The 24,396-nt window shown below is 33.8% G+C and carries 15 protein-coding genes; 10 read left to right on the top strand and 5 right to left on the bottom strand.

Annotated features, from left to right (window positions below):
* Positions 1–28 precede the first annotated feature (28 nt).
* Both AC1DCD_RS00680 and AC1DCD_RS00685 read right to left on the bottom strand, forming a co-directional pair.
* Positions 29–1,222, bottom strand: a complete 1,194-nt coding sequence (locus AC1DCD_RS00680; protein ID WP_464639677.1) for a tetratricopeptide repeat protein — start codon at positions 1,220–1,222, stop codon at positions 29–31.
* A 36-nt stretch (positions 1,223–1,258) separates the two neighbouring features.
* Positions 1,259–2,977: a glutamine--tRNA ligase/YqeY domain fusion protein gene (locus AC1DCD_RS00685; protein WP_464639675.1), complete on the bottom strand. Its 1,719-nt coding sequence runs from the start codon at positions 2,975–2,977 to the stop codon at positions 1,259–1,261.
* Positions 2,978–3,335: 358 nt separating this feature from the next.
* Between AC1DCD_RS00685 and rd the strand changes: the two genes are divergently transcribed.
* Positions 3,336–3,497, top strand: a complete 162-nt coding sequence (gene rd / locus AC1DCD_RS00690; RefSeq protein ID WP_019036446.1) for a rubredoxin — start codon at positions 3,336–3,338, stop codon at positions 3,495–3,497.
* A 184-nt stretch (positions 3,498–3,681) separates the two neighbouring features.
* Positions 3,682–4,650: a transporter gene (locus AC1DCD_RS00695; RefSeq protein WP_464639673.1), complete on the top strand. Its 969-nt coding sequence runs from the start codon at positions 3,682–3,684 to the stop codon at positions 4,648–4,650.
* A 317-nt stretch (positions 4,651–4,967) separates the two neighbouring features.
* Here AC1DCD_RS00695 and AC1DCD_RS00700 read toward each other — a convergent pair whose 3' ends face one another.
* A complete protein-coding gene (locus AC1DCD_RS00700; RefSeq protein WP_464639671.1) occupies positions 4,968–6,953 on the bottom strand; it encodes an OPT family oligopeptide transporter in 1,986 nt (661 codons plus the stop codon).
* A gap of 109 nt (positions 6,954–7,062) precedes the next feature.
* Here AC1DCD_RS00700 and tsaA point away from each other — a divergent pair, with 109 nt between their 5' ends.
* The gene (gene tsaA / locus AC1DCD_RS00705) at positions 7,063–7,758 is read left to right on the top strand and encodes a tRNA (N6-threonylcarbamoyladenosine(37)-N6)-methyltransferase TrmO (protein ID WP_060932871.1); all 696 of its coding nucleotides are present in this window, start codon (positions 7,063–7,065) and stop codon (positions 7,756–7,758) included.
* Positions 7,759–7,860: 102 nt separating this feature from the next.
* On the opposite strand, the gene AC1DCD_RS00710 is transcribed toward tsaA, so the two are convergent.
* Positions 7,861–8,370 carry a zinc ribbon domain-containing protein gene (locus AC1DCD_RS00710; RefSeq protein WP_464639669.1) on the bottom strand — a complete coding sequence of 170 codons (510 nt, stop codon included), beginning with the start codon at positions 8,368–8,370 and terminating at the stop codon, positions 7,861–7,863.
* Positions 8,371–8,546: 176 nt separating this feature from the next.
* Here AC1DCD_RS00710 and AC1DCD_RS00715 point away from each other — a divergent pair, with 176 nt between their 5' ends.
* The 6 genes from AC1DCD_RS00715 (at position 8,547) to AC1DCD_RS00740 (ending at position 15,696) form a co-directional block, all read left to right on the top strand.
* A complete protein-coding gene (locus tag AC1DCD_RS00715) occupies positions 8,547–9,146 on the top strand; it encodes a DUF3256 family protein (RefSeq protein ID WP_464639667.1) in 600 nt (199 codons plus the stop codon).
* Positions 9,147–9,219: 73 nt separating this feature from the next.
* On the top strand, positions 9,220–10,485 hold the full coding sequence (locus AC1DCD_RS00720) for an MFS transporter (protein WP_353585764.1): 1,266 nt from the start codon (positions 9,220–9,222) through the stop codon (positions 10,483–10,485).
* Entirely contained in the window at positions 10,482–11,036 is a 555-nt protein-coding gene (locus tag AC1DCD_RS00725) for a bifunctional nuclease domain-containing protein (protein WP_464639665.1), read from the top strand. Before AC1DCD_RS00720 ends, AC1DCD_RS00725 begins: the two co-directional genes overlap by 4 nt.
* A gap of 20 nt (positions 11,037–11,056) precedes the next feature.
* Entirely contained in the window at positions 11,057–11,854 is a 798-nt protein-coding gene (locus AC1DCD_RS00730) for an RsmE family RNA methyltransferase (RefSeq protein ID WP_464639663.1), read from the top strand.
* 184 nt (positions 11,855–12,038) lie between these two features.
* Positions 12,039–15,299, top strand: a complete 3,261-nt coding sequence (locus AC1DCD_RS00735) for a TonB-dependent receptor (protein ID WP_464639661.1) — start codon at positions 12,039–12,041, stop codon at positions 15,297–15,299.
* 64 nt (positions 15,300–15,363) lie between these two features.
* A complete protein-coding gene (locus tag AC1DCD_RS00740) occupies positions 15,364–15,696 on the top strand; it encodes a cupin domain-containing protein (protein ID WP_036856306.1) in 333 nt (110 codons plus the stop codon).
* A gap of 183 nt (positions 15,697–15,879) precedes the next feature.
* Here AC1DCD_RS00740 and clpB read toward each other — a convergent pair whose 3' ends face one another.
* The gene (clpB, locus tag AC1DCD_RS00745; protein WP_036856304.1) at positions 15,880–18,471 is read right to left on the bottom strand and encodes an ATP-dependent chaperone ClpB; all 2,592 of its coding nucleotides are present in this window, start codon (positions 18,469–18,471) and stop codon (positions 15,880–15,882) included.
* A 346-nt stretch (positions 18,472–18,817) separates the two neighbouring features.
* Between clpB and AC1DCD_RS00750 the strand changes: the two genes are divergently transcribed.
* Positions 18,818–24,376, top strand: a complete 5,559-nt coding sequence (locus tag AC1DCD_RS00750; RefSeq protein ID WP_464639658.1) for an alpha-2-macroglobulin family protein — start codon at positions 18,818–18,820, stop codon at positions 24,374–24,376.
* Positions 24,377–24,396: the final 20 nt, after the last annotated feature.

Below are 24,396 nucleotides of genomic sequence, written 5' to 3' on the forward strand. Positions count from 1 at the left end.
TTCTTAGATTTATTTTTTGTTTGATAGATTATAAGAGAGGTGTGGTAGGGTAGTTGTTTGGATCAGTTCCATCAGGGAAGAGATCAGCTAAAAGATCTACGCTTTCATCAGGATTACGTTTTATAGCAACGGCAAGATATTTTTTAAACTCGTCTTCTAACTTTAATTCATAACAGCATCGTGCTAAATAGGCATAACCTGTTTTCCACCTTTCATCACAATTGCCAATAACAGCCTTTAAAGTGTTATATGCATAATTAGTATAGCCATTTTCAAACGACGATATAGCAATGTGTATCATAGTGTTAGGCTTATCTTCTGATACCATGTAGGCATGCTCAAAATAATTTTTAGCCTCCTTTTCTTTTCCTTGATAGAGAAGAATATGTCCAATTGTTATATCCACAGAGCTGGTATCTCCAAAGGAGACAATTTCTTTGTATCGGTAATAGCACTTTAGAGCATCATCATAATTGTTTAAAGCAAATAATGCGGTTGCTTTATTGAGTATGGCGTCTTCATCTTCAGGATTAATAGCAATAGCATATTCGCAGGAATTTACTGCGCCATTATAATCTTTATGAAGGATTTGGTTCTGTGAAAGTTCGTTCCAATACTCAATAGAGTAAGGGTTGTTGTCAAGTAAGTGATTATAAATAGTTTCACTTTCCTCGTATTTACCTTCTTCTTTTAATAGCCTAGCACTTGCTTCATGAAAATCTTTTGTGTCTTTTTGATTTGTTTTTGATAACCAAGCTTTGGCTAATAAAGGCATTGAATAGTCAAGAAAGAAGTTTGCTATGTCTATAGCGTATTCATCTTTTTCTTGTTGTTCGAAAATGTTGTTATACCTATCTTCTATAAAACTGTTAGCCTCATTTACTTTATCTTGTGAAAGCAAAATCTCTGCCATAAGGTATATATACTCTATGTCATTAGTATCTTCTATTTCTTCAGCTAAGGTTAGGGCTGCCTTAATGTCGTTATTATTAAAAAGCTCTATCCTTGCTTTTAGAGCAAGAGGCGCTACTGCTCCCGGGAATATATTAATAGCATAATTTAGGGTATACATCATTTCTTTCATCATTCCTTTGTAATGATAATATTCGCAAATATCAGTAAGGTCTTCTGCATCAAGAGTCCCACTGTTATTACCCTTTAGCAACTCATTGTAAGTGTTTAGAATTGCCTTAAATTTAGCTGTTTGATAGTATTTGTCCAATATGTTTATTTCTTTGTGTTAAGTATAAGTTATTATTTATTTGTTAGCTTTTTTAGCCCAATTGTCTTTTAAACCTACTGTTTTGTTGAATACTAAGTGGTTATGAGAGCTGTCAGTATCAAGCATAAAATAGCCTATTCGCTGAAATTGTAAATAATCGCCAGGTTTCTTTTCAGCAAGATATTCTTCTACATAGCAATTATTATTAATCTTGAGGCTTTCTGGATTTATTAGTTCACGAAAGTCGCGTTCATCTGCTGAAGGATTCTCTACACTAAATAATCGGTCGTATTGTCTTACTTCTGCTTTCAAGCAATGATCAGCACTTACCCAATGTAGTGTACCTTTCACTTTTCTGTTAGCCCCTTCCATGCCACTTTTGCTATTAGGGTCGTATTCTGCTTGTACCTCTATAATATTACCATCTGCGTCCTTTGTGCATCCTGTACATGTTACTATATAAGCATTTTTTAGTCTGACTTCTTTACCTGGCGCCATTCTAAAGAACTTTTTAGGAGCATCTTCCATAAAATCATCTCGCTCAATCCATAAATTCTTTGAGAAAGTAATGGTATGCTTTGTACTATTATTGTCTTCAGGATTGTCAATAGCTTCCATTTCTTCAGTCTGTCCTTCAGGATAGTTGGTAATAACTAATTTGATAGGGTTTATTACAGCACTTACACGTGTAGCACGTTTATTAAGATCTTCTCTGACAGATGCTTCAAGTAACGCTACATCATTTAGGGCATCAAATTTTGTATAGCCTATTGAGTCGATAAAGTGTCTAATACTTTCAGGAGAATATCCTCTACGTCGCATTCCGCATATAGTAGGCATGCGAGGATCGTCCCAGCCGTTTACAAAATGCTCGTCAACAAGCTGATGTAGCTTACGTTTAGACATTACAGTGTATGTAAGATTAAGACGATTAAACTCTATCTGCCGTGGGCGGTTATCGTCTAAAGGATTATCTGTTCCATCTTTTTCCTTTAAGAAATCTATAAATTTGTCGTATAATGGACGATGAGGAACAAATTCAAGCGTACAAATAGAGTGAGTTACGCCTTCAAAGTAATCGCTTTGTCCATGTGCAAAGTCATACATAGGGTAAGCATTCCATTTAGTTCCTGTTCTGTGGTGTGGTATATGAATAATACGATAAATAATAGGATCGCGAAAATGCATGTTAGGATTCGACATATCAAGTTTTGCACGTAACACCATACTGCCCTCAATAGCTTCAGGCGTATTCATTTTTTCAAATAGAGCAAGACTTTCTTCTATAGGCCGATCACGATAAGGCGAAGCTATACCAGCAGTGGTAGGTGTACCTTTTTGTTTAGCTATTTCCTCTGCGCCTTGTTCATCTATATAAGCTAATCCTTTTTTTATCATCCATATAGCAAAATCCCATAACTTCTCAAAATAGTCGGAAGCATAGTAAATATTGCCCCATTTAAATCCTAACCATCTGATGTCGTTTAATATGTTTTCTACATATTCATTGTTTTCTTTGCTTGGGTTAGTGTCATCAAAGCGGAGGTTACAAACTCCATTATAGTGTTCAGCTACACCAAAATCCATGCAAATAGCTTTTGCATGTCCTATATGCAGATAACCATTTGGCTCTGGAGGGAAACGTGTTTGTATTCGTCCTCCATTTTTTCCTTTTGCCAAATCTTCTTCTACAAGTTGTTCTACAAAGCTTAGTGTACGCTTCTCCTCATTAGTATTACTTTCAGTTGTTGTCATTTTATTAATTCGGTCTTTATTTCTTTAAGATGCAAAGTTAATTAAAATCGTTCTAATATTTGCATAAAATCGATAGTTTTAACGCAATTAGGTGATTATTAAGACAATACATACTAAATAGTAGGTAATTAAGCATCTGTTATGAGGCAGGTATATATATGTGTTTTTTTATAGAAAAGTTTTCAAATTTGTTACCCGAAGTAAATGTATTAGCCTTTGTTTAAAAAGGAGAAATTTAGTAGAATTGAAAGCAAGTGATAAAGATTTATTGTAAAAAAACATCTATTCTTTTGTTAGATTGTAGTTTTAAGTATATCTTTGTATTGTAAACATTATGTATAATTTAAAAGAGAACATTATGAAAAAGTATGAATGCGAACCATGTGGTTATGTTTATGATCCAGAAGTAGGTGATCCAGATGGCGGAATTGCTCCAGGAACACCTTTTGAGGATATTCCAGAAGATTGGGTTTGTCCTATTTGTGGTTTAGGCAAAGACGTATTTGTTGTAGTGGAATAACAATTCCTATACATATTTAGAAATTGAAAGGCTATTTACTTATTTTAGTGAATAGCCTTTTTATAATAAAAATGATTTACAGTCGTTTTTATATTATTCTCTTTTAGCAAATAGGATTTTTGTTAATATAATACTATTTTAATCTCTTTCTTTGTACTTTTGTATAATTGTATTTATAAGAGATATGGATAAGTTTTTGATATTTTTAAGGTCTTGCTCATTACCTATAGCCATAACAGTAGGTATTGTTGTTTATGTGCTTTTTGCTTATATTCCTATTTTAACAAATGTAGGTTTGATATTTGAACCAATAGTGCAAATATCTATGCCTGTACTTATGTTTCTTGTTTTGTATGTTACTTTTTGTAAGGTAGATTATCGTAAATTGAAGTTTACTTTGTGGCATATTAATGTTATCCTTGCTCAAATAGCTTTTATGGCTTTACTTTTAGGATTAATCTACCTTCTTAACATAAAAGGAGCATTGTTTGTTTTGATAGAATCTGTTTTTATCTGTATTATATGTCCATGTGCAACAGCAGCAGCAGTAGTAACAAGTAAGTTGGGAGGAAATTTAGAGGAAATGACTACTTTTACTTTTGTTTCTAATTTTTTAAGTGCTGTCTTTATTCCTTTTTCTTTTCCTTTACTTGAGCCTTCTACGCATATAGCTTTTTGGACAGCTTTCTTTTCTATTTGTTATAAGGTAAGTATAGTGCTTGTTGTGCCTATGTTGTTAGGCTATATTACTAAGCATAGCTGTTTTCTTAGATGGCTTTATATCTGGATTCTTTCGCAAAGAAATTTAGCTTTTTATCTGTGGTGTGTAGTTTTAATGACGGTATCAGGGATAACGATACGTAGTATTATAAGTGCTGAGATTTCTAAGTTTTGGCTTTTATTAATAGCTTTATCATCTCTTGTTGTTTGTATCTTCCAGTTTGGTATTGGAAGATTTATAGGTAAACACTTTGATAGAAAGGTTGAGGCAGGACAGGCTGCAGGGCAAAAGAATACTACTTTTGCCATTTGGATAGCAAGTTCTTATCTTAATCCATTATCTTCGGTTGGTCCCGGTTGTTATATTTTGTGGCAAAATATTATTAATAGTTTGCAACTTTGGAAGTATGATAAAAGGCATAAGTCAAAGTAAAAAAATAGAGCTATTATGTTTTACTAAAAGTAATGGTTATATATTAATGTGGTAAACAGCTGAATGTATATTATAAGAAGATGGATAAGAGAGAAAAAATATCTTATATCTATATAGGTATAAGATGTTTTGTTTAGCTTTAATTAATGGCTTATGAAAACTAAAAATAATTTATTTTTATAAGAAAAATAAATTAAAAATGCACTAAAAATAGATTATTTTAAAAAGCAAAGCATCATCTTTCTTATCTTTCAGAAGTATTTTTTGCAAAGAGAAAGATGATGCTTTGTAGATAGGGTAGAGGCTTATAGTTTTTTTTAATTTTGTGTTTTCTCTTTTTTCTTTGTAGCTATAATGAAATAGCTAATCAGAGCTATATATGCAATGATAGAACAAAGCTCTGAAAGGTGGTTACTCCACCAGTTTTCGTAATCGAACTCAATACCTCCAAACTTGATAAGTGCAGACACAACTCCCATTAATGCTCCTCCTGCAATAAATCCTGATGCTATAAGTGTACCCTTTTCGTTTCGAGCAGTGTTTATAGCTTTATCTTTTGAGCGAGAAGTTACAAACCAATTTATAGTTCCTCCAATAAGTAGTGGTATGTTTAGTTCTAAAGGAATGAACATACCTAAAGAAAAGGCTAATGCTGGTATTTTGCAGCGATCTAAAACAAGTGCTATTATAGCTCCAATGCCATATAGTATCCATGGCGCTCCCTGCCCGCTCATAAGTGGTTTTATCACAGCAGCCATAGCATTAGCTTGTGGCGCAGCAAGTTTGCCGGTATTAAATCCATAAGTTTTATCTAAAACCATCATTACTCCAGCTACAGTAGCTGCAGAAATTATTGTTCCTAAAAATTTCCATGTTTCTTGTTTTTTAGGTGTTGTGCCTAACCAATATCCTATTTTGAGATCTGTAATAAACGAGCCTGCCATAGAAAGAGCTGTACACACTACACCTCCCATTAATAAAGCAGCCAACATACCTTCTTTACCTGTTAAGCCAACTGCAACCATTATCACGGAAGCAAGGATTAGAGTCATGAGAGTCATTCCTGAAACAGGGTTTGAGCCTACTATAGCGATAGCATTAGCTGCCACGGTAGTGAACAAGAAAGCAATGATAGTGACGAGAATAATGGCAACTATGGCATGGAGTAGATTAAAATTCATTACACCGAAATAGAAAAACAGAAAGGTAATGATAAGTGTGCCAATACTACCAAATGCAATTATCTTAAAAGAAATATCTCTCTGTGTACGAATTATTTCTGCATTATCAGCACCTTTTCCTTTTATTTCTCGAGCAGCTAATCCTACTGCACTTTTTATAATTTTCCACGATTTGATTATACCTATAATGCCGCTCATAGCTATTCCGCCTATACCTATAGAGCGTGCATAGCTCTTAAAGATAAGTTCAGGAGTCATTTGCCCGATGGTTTGCGTTATGTTATGATCCCACATGTTAAGTACACTATCGTGAAAGAAGATGTTCATACCAGGCACTACTACCCACCATATAGTTAGAGAGCCACAGCAAATGATAAAGGCATATTTCAAGCCAATGATATATCCTAAACCTAAGATGGCAGCACCGGTGTTTACTTTAAGTACCAATTTTGCTTTATCTGCAATAGTTTCTCCAAGACCTATAATACGAGTTGTTACTGTTTCGTTCCACCAACCAAAGGTAGATATTATAAAGTCGTATAACCCTCCAACTAATCCTGCAAGTAATAAAGGTTTTGCTTGGCTTCCTCCTTTTTCACCACTTACTAATACTTGCGTTGTAGCTGTTGCCTCTGGAAAAGGATATTTACCATGCTGCTCTTTAACAAAATATTTGCGGAAAGGAATAAGAAAAAGAATTCCTAATACCCCTCCTAATGCCGCAGCAATGAATATTTTAAAGAAATCAGCTTCAAGGTTGAGCATATAAATGGCAGGCATTACAAAAATTCCGCCTGCAACAACAGCTCCGGAACAAGCTCCAATACTCTGAATAATAACGTTTTCGCCTAATGAATTTTTACGTTTGGTGGCAGAAGAGAGCCCTATGGCTATAATAGCAATAGGGATAGCGGCTTCAAAAACCTGCCCTACTTTTAGTCCTAAATAAGCGGCTGCGGCAGAAAAAAGTACTGTCATAACTATACCCCATGTTATAGACCATGTGCTAACCTCGGGATAGTTTTGATTTTTTTTCATAATAGGTTCATATTCTTCTCCTTTTTTGAGTTCATGAAAAGCGTTTTCAGGTAACTCAATGTTTGTTTTTTCTTGATTCGCCATTGATTGGATTTTTATTTATAATTGCCTGTTTTATTACTATTGGCTACAAAGATAGATAAAAAAGATAGTAATAGCTAACAATTAAAAGTAAAATATTATCTTTGCAATCATGAAAGAAATAAAACCTATTGCAGTTTTTCACTCTCCGCTGACATCAAAGTTTGGTATTCCTCGTCAGAGTGGTATTGTGGAAAATATTATGGGAACGATAGAGTTGTTACCACCTTATAATAAAAAAGAGGCTATTCGTGGGATAGAGAATTTTGATTATCTTTGGCTTATTTGGGGTTTTTCAGCTAATAAACCGGTAAAGAAAGTTATTAAAGAAAGTGTTAAACTTACAGTTCGTCCACCACGTCTTGGAGGTAACGGGCGTGTAGGTGTGTTTGCTTCTAGATCTCCATTTCGTCCCAATGGTTTAGGGTTGTCTTCGGTAAAGATAGTAGAAGTGAAGGAGAGTAGTATAGATGTTAGAGGTGCAGATTTAATGAATGGTACTCCTATATATGATATAAAACCTTATCTATCGTATGTAGATAGCCATATAGAAGCTCGTGGCGGGTTTACAGATGAGTATAAATGGAATGTATTGAGAGTGGATATAGATAAAGAGTGGGGCATGAAGTTTGATAATAAAAAAATGGAAATGTTGAGGGAGATCTTAAAGCAGGATCCTCGTCCACAATATCATCATGATGATAATCGTGTATATGGTATGTCTTTTGATGGTAAAGATATTAGATTTAAGGTTTCAAATGGAGTACTCACAGTATGTGATGTTGTAGAAACAATAAAAAGAAAATAACAAAAAAAATATATGCCATTATTTTAAAAAAATGGCATATAAAAAGATAAGAGTATTTGTGTTACACCTTATTATATATATAGGACTTATAATCTCATTAACTTATTCTGTCATAGATTCTGTATTTGTTTTAGATGTAGACTTGATATTGTTAGGCTCTTCTTTTTCTTCAGTAGAAGGAGTTTTATCATCTGTTTCACCATTGTGAGTGCTCTTTTCTTCAGTTTCCTCTTTGATATGTCGAGGTATGGTTTGCTTTCTAATACTATTAAATACTTTCTCAGCAGCAACGTCCTCCTCCTTTGTTTCGTTGGAATCTTGCGTTGTAGTATCTTTTTGTTCAGTAGAAAGGTTGCTATTATGGCTTTCTGCTAAGTTAGAGTCTGGCTCAATAGCTGTTTGTGTGTATTCTGGATCGTTTTTATGATTGTTATAATATAATACACCAAAGATAATAAGAAATATTGTTCCTATTACTATGAAGATAACTAAGCCTTTACCTAACTGTGGGTTATCATCTTTGTAGCTGTCCGAATGTGGTATTGGAGCTCCACAGTTAGGACAATATTGCTCTTTATCATTTATCTCTGTATTACATTCTGGACATTTCATATTTGTATCTTTCGTTATTTTCTATTGGCAAAAGTAAAGGAAAATATAGAAAAGGCAAAGTAAATACCAGTTTTTTTGTATCTTTGTGCAGATTTTATAGTTATAGCCTTAAAGCTCTATAGGAGAAGAAAGGTTATTAAAAGAATGGTTGGATACAAAATATTCTTATTATTTTGATGAAATTATTATTTGTAGTTATTATGTTTTATATGGGTTGTAGCTGTGTTTCAGCTCAATCTATGCGCGATATTTGGATTAATATGCCAAAAGGGCTAATACCTTATCTTAATAAGAGTTTACGTACAGACCTTATAGATGGTGTGAAGAAAAAGCCTTATGTCCCTGTAAAAAACTTATTAGGCGACACCACAAGAATAGAAAGAATGACAGATAATTATTTGAAAGTAAGATTGAATAATAAAACTTATCTTCAAATAAAGAAAATAAATGCTAACACTATAGCAGTAGTAAAATCGTGGAATTATCCCACTTCTGATAGTGAGCTTAATATATATTCTACAGATTGGTGTATACAAAAATATAGCAAAATAGACTTAACTTTGCATACAGATAAGCCTGACACAATGCAAGAGTCTACTTACAATGAGCTGAAAAGTTTATTATCGCCTTATTTTGTTGTTTTCACCTTATTGGAGAAAAAGAATGATCTAATAGTGGATTATTCTTTCCCTCTTTTAGGAAAGAAGGACTATGAGCGTGTTAAGCCCATAATTAAAACTAAGGTATTGCATTGGCAAGATAATGGGTTTAAATAATGTTTTTATTGTAACGAAACAAGTTTTATAATGATTCTATCACTTTTATTAAATCATAAATAACATATAAAAAATGAGTTTGAAAGTGCGTTTAGCGTTGATGAACTTTTTAGAGTTCGCAGTGTGGGGAGCTTATCTAACCTCTATGGGTAGGTATCTTGGTAACCTTGGTATTAGTCGTGATATAGGTTGGTTTTATTCTATGCAGGGGGTAGTCTCTATTTTTATGCCTGCTATTATGGGCATCATTGCTGATAGATGGGTTCAGGCTCAACGATTGTTAGGTATTTGTCATTTCTTGGCAGGCTTGTTTATGTTTTGTACCGCCGCTTATGGCTTGAGTGCCGGCGTTCGCGCAGAGTTTTCTATAATCTTTAGTTTATATTCTTTGTCAGTATCTTTTTATATGCCTACATTAGCATTGTCTAATTCTGTGGCTTATTCTGCTTTAAGCGATGCAGGTATGGATACAGTTAAAGCTTTCCCTTCTATACGTGTGTTTGGGACAATAGGTTTTATTTTGACAATGTGGTTAGTAGATATATTAGGTTTTCAAAGTAATCAAAACCAGTTTGTTACTTCTGGTGTTGTAAGTATAATATTGTTCTTTTATACATTTACTTTACCAGCTTGTAAGGTTTCTAAGGATGTAGATAAGAAAAGTTTTATAGATGCTTTTGGTCTTCGTGCTTTTGCCTTGTTCAAGGAAAAGAAAATGGCTATATTCTTTATTTTTTCGATGTTATTAGGTGTTAGTTTACAGATAACTAATAGTTTTGCTAATCCTTTTTTATTTAGTTTTGGTGCCGAGCCACAGTATGCTCAAGCATTTGGTGTGCAGCATGCTAATATATTAATAAGCCTTTCACAAGTAAGTGAAACTTGTTGTATTTTGCTAATACCATTCTTTATGAAGCATTATGGTATAAAGAATGTAATGCTTATAGCTATGTTTGCATGGGTATTACGTTTTGGGTTGTTTGGTTTGGGTAATCCAGGTTTCCCCGGTGTCTTGTTATTTATCTTATCAATGATAATTTATGGTGTAGCTTTCGACTTTTTTAATATTTCAGGCTCTTTATTTGTCGATCATTATACAGAATCTTCACTACGCTCATCGGCACAAGGCTTATTTATGTTAATGACAAATGGTATAGGGGCGACCATAGGAACTCTCGTTGCTCAGGCTGTCATTAATGCTTATACGCATGCCATGCCTATAGGAGATAATACTATAACAGTGGGAGATTGGCCTGCATGTTGGTTTATTTTTGCTGGTTATGCTCTTATAGTAGGTGTATCATTTGCTATTATTTTTCGTCCAAAGAAAGCTCAATGAATAAAATACCACTTAGATATTCAGGTCTGACCCAGTTAGTCGATTCCAGTAATCTTTACCTTATTATATTAGAGAATATGGAAAAGAATAGGCATATAGCTATTGTGTGCAACGAGGATGTAGAACATGAATTGTCTATGCGTTTAGCAGGAAAAGTGAATACTACTAACTGGCTACCTGAAGTGTTGTGTACTCTTAACCCTATGATGAGTTATGAGCATTATGAGGTTTTGATAAATGGAATTGTAGATGGTGAATATAAAGTATATTTGATTAGTAAAGATGATTTGAGCTATACTTCCATACGTGCTTCTGATGCTATTCTTTTAGCTTTAGTGGCTAAACTTGAAATATATATTGAAGAGAAATTGTTCAATCAGCAAAGCTGTGCTATTAATATAAATAAAGAACGCGTAGCATTGCCTATAAATGCGCTAAATAGTGATATGCTTAACAGTGCTCTTAAAAGGGCTATAGCTTTAGAAGATTACGAGTTAGCTTCACTCATTAGAGATGAGCTAAATAAGCGTACGAGTAAAGATAAGGCATAACAAATATCTGTAGACAATAAATGAAAGAAGTAAGATTTTTCTATGTTCCCGACGTTAAAAATTCTACGGAGCTGCCAGCAGAAGAGATGGTTCACGCTGTTAGGGTTTTACGTATGAAGCAGGGAGATGAGCTTTTCCTCATGGACGGAGCAGGATATTTCTATCGGGCACAAGTGACAATGACTTCTGCTAAACATTGTTTTTATACAATAAAAGAAACCCTTTGTCAGAAAAAAAACTGGCGAGGGCATATTCATTTAGCCATAGCTCCTACTAAGGATATTGGGCGTATAGAATGGTTAGCTGAAAAAGTTACAGAAATAGGGATAGATGAGATTACATTTTTAAGCTGTAGATTTTCTGAGCGCAAACAGTTACGTATTGATAGAATAGAAAAGATTATAATATCAGCTATGAAGCAGAGCCGTAAGGGGTGGAAACCTATAGTTAATGAAATGACCTCGTTTGGCGACTTTATACGTAAAGTTTCAGCTACTACATCTTCTACTAAAAAGCCTTCTACTAATAAGTTTATATGTCATTGTTATGAGGAGATAAAAAAGAAAGATTTATTTTCTTTACTAACAAAACGTAACGCTTTAGAAAGAGATGTACTTATACTTATAGGGCCAGAGGGCGATTTTTCTATAGAAGAAGTAGATTTGGCTTTGGCTAATGGTTTTCAAAGTGTTACTTTAGGAGATAGCCGATTACGAACAGAAACAGCTGGTCTTAGCGCTGTAACTATGGCACAATTAACAAAAAGAGAAAGAAATAATATTTTTATAGACATAAAAGACGAAGAAGGTGGTGTATGATAATAGTGTCTTACATCACTTTTTTTGTTATAGAGTTTTAAAATGACAAATACTATTTTATTTATAATATTATTCAAGGACTTAACAATTTAACAAAAAAATAAGCGGCTTTTAAAGTTGTTTTACTAAATTTGCAAAAAGAATTAAAATCACTTTTAATAATTTTCATTTAATTTTTTAAACTATGCAGAAAAGATTGTTCTTTCTGATTGTAATGTTAGTTGCAATGGTAAGTACTACCATGGCACAGATAACAACATCAGGAATTAGTGGTAAGGTAACTTCTCAAGGGGAGGATGTGATTGGAGCAACAGTGACAGCTACGCACCAACCATCTGGAACTATTTACAGAGCAGTCACAAACATTGATGGTAGATTCTCCATCGAAGGTATGCGTGTAGGCGGTCCATATAAAGTGGAAATAGCTTACATTGGTCAAAAGACTAAGATTTTTAAGAATGTTAATCTACGGTTGGGGGAAACTGAAGATTTGTCTTGCAGAATGGAAGACGATTCTAAAGAGCTTCAAGAAGTAGTAGTAACAGGTAATGCAGGGCTTAACGGCACAAAGACAGGTGCAGCACAGGCTATCTCTTCAAAGCAAATTGCAGAAATGCCCAGTATCACTCATGGTATTGCTGATGTGGCTCGTCTAAACCCTCAAATAACAACATCATCTAATGGTGCTATTTCGTTTGCAGGTACTAGTAACCGTTATAACACATTTATGATAGATGGTGCGATGAATAATGATATGTTTGGTTTGGCTGCAAGTGGATCTAATGGAGGTCAGGCAGGAGGTCAGCCTGTTTCTATGGAAACAATAGAGCAAATACAAGTAAATGTTGCGCCTTTTGATGTACGTCAGAGTGGTTTTACTGGTGGTGCTATAAATGCCATCACTAAGAGTGGTACTAATCATTTTCATGGAAGCGTATATGGTTTTGGTAATAATCAATATCTTATAGGAAGCTCTTATCCTTTTTCTGACGGAACAGGTTATGCGCCAAAGTATAATAAGCAGAATGAGTATCAAGCAGGTTTCACTTTTGGTGGACCTATTATAAAGAATAAGTTATTCTTCTTTGTTAATTATGAGCATGCCAATAAGATATATCCTAACCTTAATGGATATGGGCAAGAAGGGTCAAGAGTAAATAAAGAAAGAGCCAATTCTGTTTTAGATATGATAAAAGAAATGGCTAAAAAGCAAGGTGTGGAATATGATGGAGGTTTTTCTAATCCAGATATCTATACTAAAAGTAATAAGATAGGAGCTAAGATAGATTGGAATATTAATGAGGCTAATAAGTTTTCATTTCGTTGGAGTAATGTTGTAGCAAAGCGACTTAATAATGTAAGTTCAGCAACTTCTATTAATGACAACTTATATACTTATCCTTTTAAGAGTGTAACCAATTCTTTAACAGCAGAGCTTCATAGTCGTATTGCTCCCACAATAAGCAATGAAGTGCGTGCTACATATGTTCGTGTACGAGATAAGCGTGATGTAAGATCTTTTTTCCCAAGTATTTCTGTGAGAGATAATGGAGGTAATATAAACATAGGTAATGAGCGTTCCTCTGCAGCCAATTCATTGGATCAAGATATATATACTTTTGAAGATAATTTGACGATATATAAGGGAAATCATACGTTTACATTTGGTACACATGATGAATATTATAAGTTTGCTAATTTATATATTCAAGATTATACAGGAACCTATCAGTTTGATGATTTTAAAAGCTTTGAAAAATACTATAAAGATGATGTAGCAAATACTTTCAATGATAAGGAAAAGTATTTTCGTAGTTATAAGTATGGTCAGGCTAATGTAGATGTTACAGGAGATAAACGCTGGAGAACACCTTTTGCTGCAGGTCAATTAGGTTTCTATGCACAAGACAAGTGGGCTATAATGCCATCATTAATGATTACGTATGGCTTGCGCGTGGATATACCTTTATTTTTTGATACTCCTGAAGAAAACTCTGGATTTAATGATTATGCTTCAAAGCATAATTGGGGAGTTCGTACAAATCATAAATTATCAAGTACTCCTTTATGGAGCCCACGAGTAGGTTTCCGTTGGGATATAAATAAAGATCGTCGTTTTATTCTTCGTGGTGGAGTAGGTGTGTTTACTGGTCGTGTTCCATATGTTTGGATAAGTAATAATTTTGCAAAAACAGGTATTCAGCTAACGACTTATTCTGTAAATAATCCTAAGGGTATTAAACTTGTGCTTGATCCAAATAAACAATTGTCGAATGCAGAAAAGCTAAAAGCTTCAGGAAGCCAAGAAGTAGATGTCTTTGATGATAGGTTTAAACTGCCTCAGGCCTTAAAATTTAATCTTGGTTTTGATGCAAGATTATTAGATATAGATTGGACGGCAGAGGCTATTTATTCTAAGACATTAAATGATATTTATTATAAGGATTTGGCTTATGACCTTACTGGTAAGACTTTCGGAGATGAGACTGGTTATACCTGGGATAATCGTCCTATGCTTGAAAAAACTACAAAAGGCACTCCTTATAGCCATGTTTATGCTCTATATAATACTAACAAGGGATATACTTTAAGTTTGTCTTTAAAAGGAGAAAAGCATTTCAACTTTGGATTAGATCTTATGGCAAGTTATACTTATACGAGGTCTAAGAGTATTAATAGCGGAACATCTTCTGTTGCAGCAAGCAATTTTTCTTTTAATACAACATATCGTAATCCTAATGATCCTGAGCTGACATTTAGTGCTTATAATGTACCTCACCGTGTTCAAGCAAGTGCTTATTATCATTTACAGTATGGTTATAAGAAAGCTTGGCAAACAACAATAGGAATGATCTATCAAGGTCGTAGCGGCTCACCTTATTCTATAGAAATGTATGGTGATATGAATGGAGATGATGCTACTGGTAATGATGCATTCTTTATCCCAACAGATGAGCAAATAGATAAAATGAAGTTTGCTACCGATGTTCGAGTAGATAATAGTAAGGATATTTACCCACTTATAACTAAAGTATTAGGACCAAAATACTCAGGTATGCTTACTCCAGAGCAGCAACGTGCTTTGATGAAAGAGTATTTAGGGTCTGAGTCTTATATGAAAAATCATCGTGGAGAATTTTTTGAACGATTTGCAGATAATATGCCTTTTGAAAGCCACTTTGATCTTCATATAGCTCAGAAATTTAGTTTCAAAGTAGGTAATAATATCAATGGTATAGAACTAAGTCTTGATATTATAAATGTAGCAAATCTTTTAAATAAAGATTGGGGACATACTTACGGCGATAACTTTAATGGCTATTATAGTCCTTTTAACTATAAAGGTAAGGGAGTATTTAAGTTTGATGGTACTCATGTTGCCCGTAATTATGTTGATTATAATAGTAGATGGCGTGGTCAGTTAGGATTAAGATATACATTCTAAAAAAAAAGTATTTTTAAAAACTATATAATTCTTTTTAAATAAGAAATTTTTGATAAGAGACATTATGATTATAGATTTTGATAAAATTCCAGAAGAGCATATAGAAGGCTTTAAGGGAGGAACAGGAAAACTTGACATTCGCAGCTATGTTGATAATAAAGTGCGTATAATGTATTCTACTTTACGTCCTGGTGCTTCAAGTGGTAAGCATAAGCATATAAACTCGTTTGAAACAATGTTTATAATAAGTGGAGAGCTTACAGTGCACTATGATGATAAAACAGAAGTAGTGCGTGTTGGTCAGGTACATTACTGTCCTGAGGGTCATATGCATTGGTTTGAAAACTGTACAGATCATGATGTTGTTTATTATGCTATTGTGCCTAATTTAGGTTAGATTAATAAATCTATCAATTTTAATAATTTTATAAATAGAAAAAAAGGCTGATTCTAATTAAATAGGATTCAGCCTTTTTTTAAATATAAATAAAATGGGGAGTAGAGCTTTTACAAGTCTACTCCCCATTTTCTATTGTAATAATATATTTTCTTTTATAACCTAATATGAGTAAAAATCATATTAATTCTTAAAAACAAGCGCCCCATTATAGTAGTCTATATTAATAGGCTTTTCTCTATTAACAGTACCAGCTAAGATAGATTTACTTAAATCATTGAGTACATAGTGCTGTATAGCTCTTTTTACAGGGCGTGCTCCAAATTCTGGATCATATCCAATTTCTGCAAGATGTTTTACAGCTGACTCTGTCCATGTTAAAACAAGTCCTTGCGGCATTAGCATCTCCTTAGCACGTTCTAACTGTAACCTTACTACACCAGCAATCTGCTCTTGTGTGAGTGGTAAGAACATTATAGTTTCGTCAATACGATTTAAGAATTCAGGTCGTATAGTTTGTTTTAACATATTCATAACCTCAGTCTTTGTATGTTCTATAATTTGTTCTCTATTATCCTCTCTCAGTTCTTGGAATTGCTGCTGTATGTATTGTGAGCCAAGGTTTGAAGTCATAATGATAATAGTGTTTTTAAAGTTTACCGTGCGTCCTTTGTTATCAGTAAGTCTACCATCGTCTAATACTTGTAACAATATATTGAACACATCAGGGTGAGCTTTTTCTATTTCATCAAATAAGACCACAGAGTAAGGTTTACGCCGTACAGCTTCGGTAAGTTGTCCACCTTCATCATAACCAACATATCCTGGAGGCGCGCCTATTAGTCGAGAAACACTAAACTTTTCTTGATATTCACTCATATCAATTCTTGTCATCATTGTTTCGTCATTGAAAAGATAATCAGCTAATGCTTTAGCTAACTCTGTTTTACCTGTACCAGTAGTACCAAGGAATATAAACGAAGCAATAGGTTTTTTAGGATCTTGTAATCCGGCACGTGATCTACGAACAGCATCAGCGACAGCAGTAATAGCTTCTTCTTGTCCTATTACACGTTTATGTAATTCTTCTTCAAGGTGAAGTAGTTTTTCACGTTCGCTTTGCATCATACGTGTAACTGGTATACCTGTCCATCTGCTTACTACTTCTGCAATATCATCAGCGGTAACCTCCTCTCTTACCATAGCTTCATTACCTTGTGCCGATAATAATTGCTTCTTTATATTCTGGATATTATCTTCTAATGCTTTTAGTTTAGAATATCTAATTTCAGCAACACGTTCGTAATTTCCTTCACGTTCTGCACGTTCAGCCTCATACTTTAAATGTTCTATTTCTTGTTTATCTTGTTGTATTTTATTAACAAGTGCACGTTCGTTTTCCCATTTAGCCCTAAAGCTATGTTCTTGCTCTTTAAGTTCTGCAATATCTTTATCTAAAAGAGCCATCTTGTCTTCATCGTTTTCACGCTTAATTGCTTCACGTTCTATTTCTAATTGTTTTAATCGACGAGTAATTTCATCTAACTCTTCAGGCACAGAATCGCGTTCCATACGTAGCTTTGCAGCAGCTTCGTCCATAAGATCAATAGCTTTATCGGGTAGGAATCGATCAGATATATACCGCTCAGAAAGCTTTACTGCAGCGATACAAGCATCATCTTGTATACGTACCTTGTGGTGATTTTCATAACGTTCTTTTAAGCCACGTAGAATAGAGATAGCATCTAACTCTGTAGGTTCATCTACCATAACAGTTTGGAAACGACGCTCTAAAGCCTTATCTTTTTCAAAATATTTTTGATATTCATTTAAAGTAGTGGCTCCAATAGCTCTTAACTCGCCACGAGCAAGTGCTGGTTTGAGAATATTAGCAGCATCCATGGCTCCTTCACCACCACCTCCAGCTCCTACTAAGGTGTGTATTTCGTCTATAAAAAGAATTATATTACCATCGCTGTTGGTAACTTCCTTAATAACAGATTTTAAACGTTCTTCAAACTCTCCTTTGTATTTTGCTCCAGCTATAAGAGCACCCATGTCAAGAGAATAAAGTTTTTTATCTTTTAAGTTTTCAGGAACATCTCCACGCACTATACGTTCAGCCAGTCCTTCTACAATAGCAGTTTTACCAGTTCCTGGCTCACCTATTAATATAGGATTGTTTTTTGTACGGCGAGATAATATCTGAAGTACTCTTCTAATTTCCTCATCACGACCAATTACAGGATCTAGCTTACCGTTACGAGCATCTTCTACTAAGTTGTGAGCATATTTTTCAAGTGATTGATAGTTTTCATCTCCACTCTGTGATTGCACTTTCTGTCCTTGACGCAACTCATTAATAGCTTTTTTAAGTTCTTTTTCGGTGCACCCAGCATCCTTTAATATTCGTGCAGCAGTACTATTTACTGTAAGTAGAGCTAAGAGTAAAGGCTCTATACTTATAAACTCATCACCCAGCTGTTGTGATATTTCTGTAGCTTTTTGTAAAACCTTATTAGTATCTGATGAAAAATAAGGTTCTCCTCCTTGTACTTTTGGCAAGTGTTGAAGCTCACTATTTACAGCCATTGCAATGTTCTGAGGAGTTACACCAATTTTCTGAAACACATAGTTAGTAACTTCTTTTCCTTTATCTATAGCTCCTGCTAAAAGATGTAAAGGTTCTATTATTTGCTGACCATGTTGCTGTGCAATGTTAACAGCACTTTGTATAACTTCTTGCGCTTTAATAGTAAATTTGTCAAATGTCATATTTTTGTCTCCTTTCTTTACATTCTATATAAATTTATAGCGGTTGTATTTATACTTTTCTAATTATTTTTATTATTCTGTTTATCATAAGATCAATTTATGTGCCGATCTTTTATATATGCCACTATGACATGCGCTATATGTCATTATGACGTTTATTTTAGTTTTATTTTTCTGTTTATAATATTGCAAAAATCTAAATCACTTATAATTATAAGCTATATCGTTATGGAGTTATCTTTAATTTATATATCTTTGCATGTTATAGTTAACATCTTACAAATAGGAGTAAACTTTTTTACTCTGACTTTGATAATTTTTGCGTATAAACAAAAACAAAGAATAAATGAAACGAATAATTAGTATATTTATTTTTACTTTAATATTATCGAATATTACATATGCACAAGGCTATAGCTCGCTTTGGAAACAGGTAGATATTGCTATGGAAAAAGATTTTCCTAAAACACAGATAAAGAAACTTGAGGAAATTGCAATAAAAGCCAAAAAGGAAAAGAGCTATGGTAATCTTTTAGCAGCAGAGCTCTTTTTAACAGGAACGAAAATAAAGATATCTCCTGATTCATTAGAGAAAGAGCTTGCTCGTATTAAGTCTTTTGCCTTGCAAGCAGAAAAGAGTGATAAGGTGCTTGCAGCTATATATTATTGTGCAATAGGTAAGATAGAGCAGAATAATATCACACGAAGCGATGAGGATAACAAAGCTTTAGCAAAGGTATATTTTGACAAAGCAATGGCTTATAAAGATTTGCTTGGCAGGGAGAAATTAGAAAATTTCATTCCTTTTATAAAAAAAGGTGCTGATGATAATATTTTTAATAATGACCTTTTACATGTAGTAGGTTTTGAAGCAGAGGCTTATCATGAGTTAGAAAAGTATTATCTGGCTCATAATAATCGTTCAGCTGCTTGTTATGCGGCATTTAAAGCTTTAGAAAAAGATGAAGATATAGTAGAAGATGTAGATTATTTACTTACAAAGTATGGTGATTTGGACATAGCAGGCGAGCTGGCAAAAGTAAAGTACGAAAACTTTTCTAATGAGACAACAGATAAAGAACGTTTCGATTTTGTACAAAATGCTCTTAAGAAATATGCGTCTTGGAAAGGAATAAATTATTTTAGAGCAGTCCTCCATAATTTGCAGAGCTCTAAAATAGAAACAAATGATATTCCTATTAACACTTATACTCGTCCTTATGGGCAATATGTTAAGATTAGTTTGCGTAATGTATGCGATCTTAGGATAGATATTATTAAAACGACACTTACCGGAGAAACCTATAATACAGATATAGATAAAAAAGATATGGAGTATTATGCAAAGAAAATTGTTCCTAAAAGTGCGATTACCATTAAGCGACAGTATACTGTATTACGTCCAGCTTACGAAAACTTTGAGGACTCTGTTCTTTTCCCTAAGTTATCTCCTGGGGTTTATATTGTTAGGATTTCTTCGCCATCAGCAAAAATTTCTGCAAAGGAAGAGCTACTTTATGTAAGTAATCTGGTATTACTTGCAGAGAAACAGGCTAATAATAAATATCGGTATGTGGTAGTAGATGCTGTCAGTGGGCAACCTGTAGAAGGGGCAAAGATAAAGTTGTTTGGTGATGTTTATGAAAAAAGAAGTACTCCTAAAATAACCCTTCTGACAGATAAGAAAGGAGAAGCTTTCTATATAACTAATAAAAAAGGAGCGTGTGGATATACCTATGTATCAACATCAACAGATAAAGGCTTTTGCAAAGCATGGGTATTACCTTCTTTTTATTATTCTAAGAGCAATTATGCTGGTAATAAATATCTTCTTATGACAGATCGTGCTATTTATTGTCCAGGGCAAATTGTGCACACTTCGATAGTAGCCTATTCTGATTCCTTAGAGGGATTAAAGCGTAAAGTGATATCTAATCATAAATTTAGCTTGTCGCTTCGTGATGCTAATTATCGTGAAATAGGGAAAAAAGAAGTAATAACAGATGAGTTTGGCACAGCTGCAACCGATTTTATCTTACCTGTAAAAGGTTTGACAGGCTGTTTTTATATAAGTGTAGATGGCAATAGAACTTATGAAACTACTATCCGTGTAGAGGAGTATAAGCGTCCAACTTTTAAAGTAGGTTTTGAGGATTATGAAGAAAAGTATGCTCCAGGTGATACCATTACATTAAAAGGTTATGCTAGAACTTATGCAGGTGTAAGTTTACAAGGTGCTAAAGTATCTTATAAAGTATTACGAAAGAAGGCTATTTGGTGGTATTGGGGCAATAGTGATAATGAAGCTCAAGTGCTAAGTAGAGGTAAAGTTACTACTGATGCAAATGGCTGTTTTGAGGTAAAAGTACCTTTTATATTACCTAAGAATGTAATGGATAAAATAGTAAGAGGTATGCGTGTAGATGCCAATTACTATACCTTTGAGGTCAGAGCAACCGTTACCGACCAGACAGGAGAAAGTCAAGAAGTAGAGCAGAGTTTATCTATTTCTACTAAGGCTACAGCTTTTACTTGCGATATTCCAAAGCAAGTAGTTGATACTTATGCGTTATCTTTCAAGCTAAATTATCTTAATGCGGCAGGTAAAAGGGTAGAAAGCATGGCTAAATATATTATTATCCCAAGAGGTAGTAAGAAGCAAAAATCAGGCTATGTTGGTAATTATATTACGATAAAGACTAATGAGACAGTGAGAGTAAAAGGGCTTTCTTCTGGTATCTATCGCCTACATGCTATCTGTGGAGCAGATACATTAAATAAAGATTTTGTCGTTTTTTCTCTAAAGGATAAGCGCCCTGTAGAAGATACACACGATTGGTTCTATGTAAGTGATAGTAGTTTCCCACAAGATGGATCGCCTGTGTATGTGCAAGTAGGATCTACCGATAAAGATGTACACGTTATTTATTCTATCTTTGCAGGAAATAAGTTGATAGAACAAGGATATTTTGATCAATCGAATGCCAATAATACGCGTGCCTTTACTTATAAACCAGAATATGAAAATGGTTTATTTCTTCATTATATTTGGGTAAAAGATGCAAAGGTATATGAACATAGTGTTACTATTATGCGTCCAATACCAGATAAGACACTAACTTTAAAGTGGAAAACCTTTAGGAATAAACTCACTCCTGGTCATAAAGAAGAGTGGACTTTATCAGTAACCCGTCCAGATGGGACGCCCGCGAATGCACAGTTAATGGCAACTTTATATGATAAAAGTCTTGATCAGATATTAGATAACTCATGGCATGAGTTACCAAAAATAAGTCTTACTATGCCATATGTTAATTGGTTTTCTTCAGATTATAATACATCTTATATTATTGCAAATAAGAGAGTTGCAACTATTAATGTCCCGAAGATAAGCTTGGCAGCATTTAATCAAAAGTATCTATCAGCGTTTGAAAGGTCTTATCCAGATATTTTTATGTGTGAAAAACTATCTTTAGAATCGGTTTATGATGAGGTAGCACCAGTAGGACGTAGTAGAGGTACTGTGAAATTTACACCCCCTGTTATAAAGGAAGATAAAGAAATGAAAGGCTTTACAGATACTAATGTTGCTAAAAAGGATAGTAATGGTAAAGCTCCTGTGTTGCTAAGAAAGAATTTAAATGAAACTACCTTCTTCTATCCTCAGTTAGTTACTGATAAGAATGGTAATGTAAGCATACACTTTACTCTACCAGAGAGCTTGACAACATGGCGTTTTATGGGCTTTGCCCATGATAAGGAGATGAACAATGGCTTGCTTACCGATGAGGCTGTTGTCTCAAAACCTTTAATGATACAGCCAAATTTACCACGTTTTTTGCGTGTTGGAGATAAGGCTATAATATCTGCACGTATAGTGAAAAGAGTAGATAAAGCATTACAAACAAAGGCTGTTCTCTCATTAATTGATCCTGTTACGGGGCAAGCTATTTATACCGCATCTCGGCAAGTTAGCATAAAAGCAGATAATACTACTTCGGTATCATTTGAAATTAATGATGATGCTATAGAGCGTTTTTCAAAGAAAAAATTAGCAGACTATACTTTATTAATTGTTCGTATCACTGTAGAAGCAGATGGATTCTCAGATGGAGAGCAGCAGTATCTTTCTGTTTTGCCTAATAAAGAGTATGTTATTAACACTTATCCCATTACAATGATTGGTAAGAATATAGAGCAGATAGAGCTTGATAAGTTATATCCTAAAAATAAATTAAGCGATGCAAAACTAACCATCGAATATACTAATAATCCTTCTTGGTTTATGATAGAAGCTTTGCCTTATATGTCTAAAGTGTATAGCGATGATGCTATTAGCCTGATGACAGCTTATTATGTTAATGCTTTAGGTAAGCATATCATAATGCAATCGCCAAAGATAAAGCAAACAATAGATTTGTGGAAACAAGAAATAGATAAAGAGAAGGCTCTTACTTCAAATCTTGAGAAGAATGAAACACTGAAGAAGTTAGTGTTAAGTGAGACCCCATGGGTACTGAATGCAGAAAAGGAAAGTGAACAAAAGCAAATGTTAGTAAAATTCTTTGATGAGAATGCTTTACAGCATAAGCAGCAAAGCTATATTGCTCAGTTATATAAGCTACAGAATAAAGATGGCTCTTTCTCTTGGTTTGCAGGTATGAAAGGCAGCCTTTATATGACAGTTTATATAGTAAAAGAGCTTATTCGCCTACAAATCTTAATGGGGGAGGAAGCTTTTACCAATCAAGAAACAGCTTTATTGTTAAAAAACGCCTTTGCCTATCTTGATCGTGAGGTAGGAAAAGAAGTAAAAGAGATGCAGCGTACAGATAAGAAAGACCATGAATTGTTCTTCATAAGTGATGACCTTTGCAATTATATTTATGCCAGCGTATTAGCTAAACGCCCTATAACATCAAACATAACCTATTTACTTAATAGATTATCTAAGAAGTCCACCAACCTAACTGTTTATGGAAAGGCTAACATTGCTATTATTTTTAGCATGTATGGAAGAATCCAAAAAGCTAATGAATATTTGCAAAGTATAAAGGAATATACGGTATATACAAAAGATATGGGTAGATATTTCGATATTAAAAATGCTTATTACTCATGGAGGAATTATAAAATTCCTACAGAAGTAGCAGCTATAGAAGCTTTAAAGAGACTTTCTCCAAATGATAGTTATATCAAGGAGATGCAGAGATGGCTACTTCAAGAGAAGCGTACACAAATGTGGAATACTCCTATTAATACTATTAATGCCATTTGGGCTTTTATGAGCAAAGGGAAGTGGAATATGGAAGATAATGTTTCCGCTATATTTAAACTTGATGGAAAAGTATTGAACAAGCCTAAAGAAATAGCAGGGAAAGGGTATGTAAAAGTTACTGTTCCTATATCTTCATGTCCAAAAAGTTTAAGAATAGAAAAGCAAAATAAGGGTATTAGTTTTGGAGGAGTATATGCACAGTTTTCACAAGAAGTAGTAGATATAAAAGAAAGATCTATGGGAATGACTATACAACGTGATATTTTAGATGAACATAATAATATTCTTCAAACAAAATCTTTAAAAGTTGGTGATAAGATACGTGTACGATTAACAATAACAGCTTCACGTGATTTTGATTTTGTTCAAATTATTGATAAGCGTGCAGCTTGTTTAGCAGCAATAAATCAGTTGAGTAGTTATTATGGTATGTGTTATGTAACACCTAACAATAATAGCACTAATTATTATTTTAATAAACTTACAAAAGGTAAGCATATAGTGGAAACAGATTATTATATAGATAGAAAAGGTAGTTATAATACAGGTATATGTACTATACAAAGTGCATATTCACCAGAGTATTGTGGAAACTCACCTATAATTAAATTTGACATTAATCGATAAATTATTAATTACGCATTTAA

The organism is Prevotella sp. C0209C1 (genome assembly GCF_056583855.1).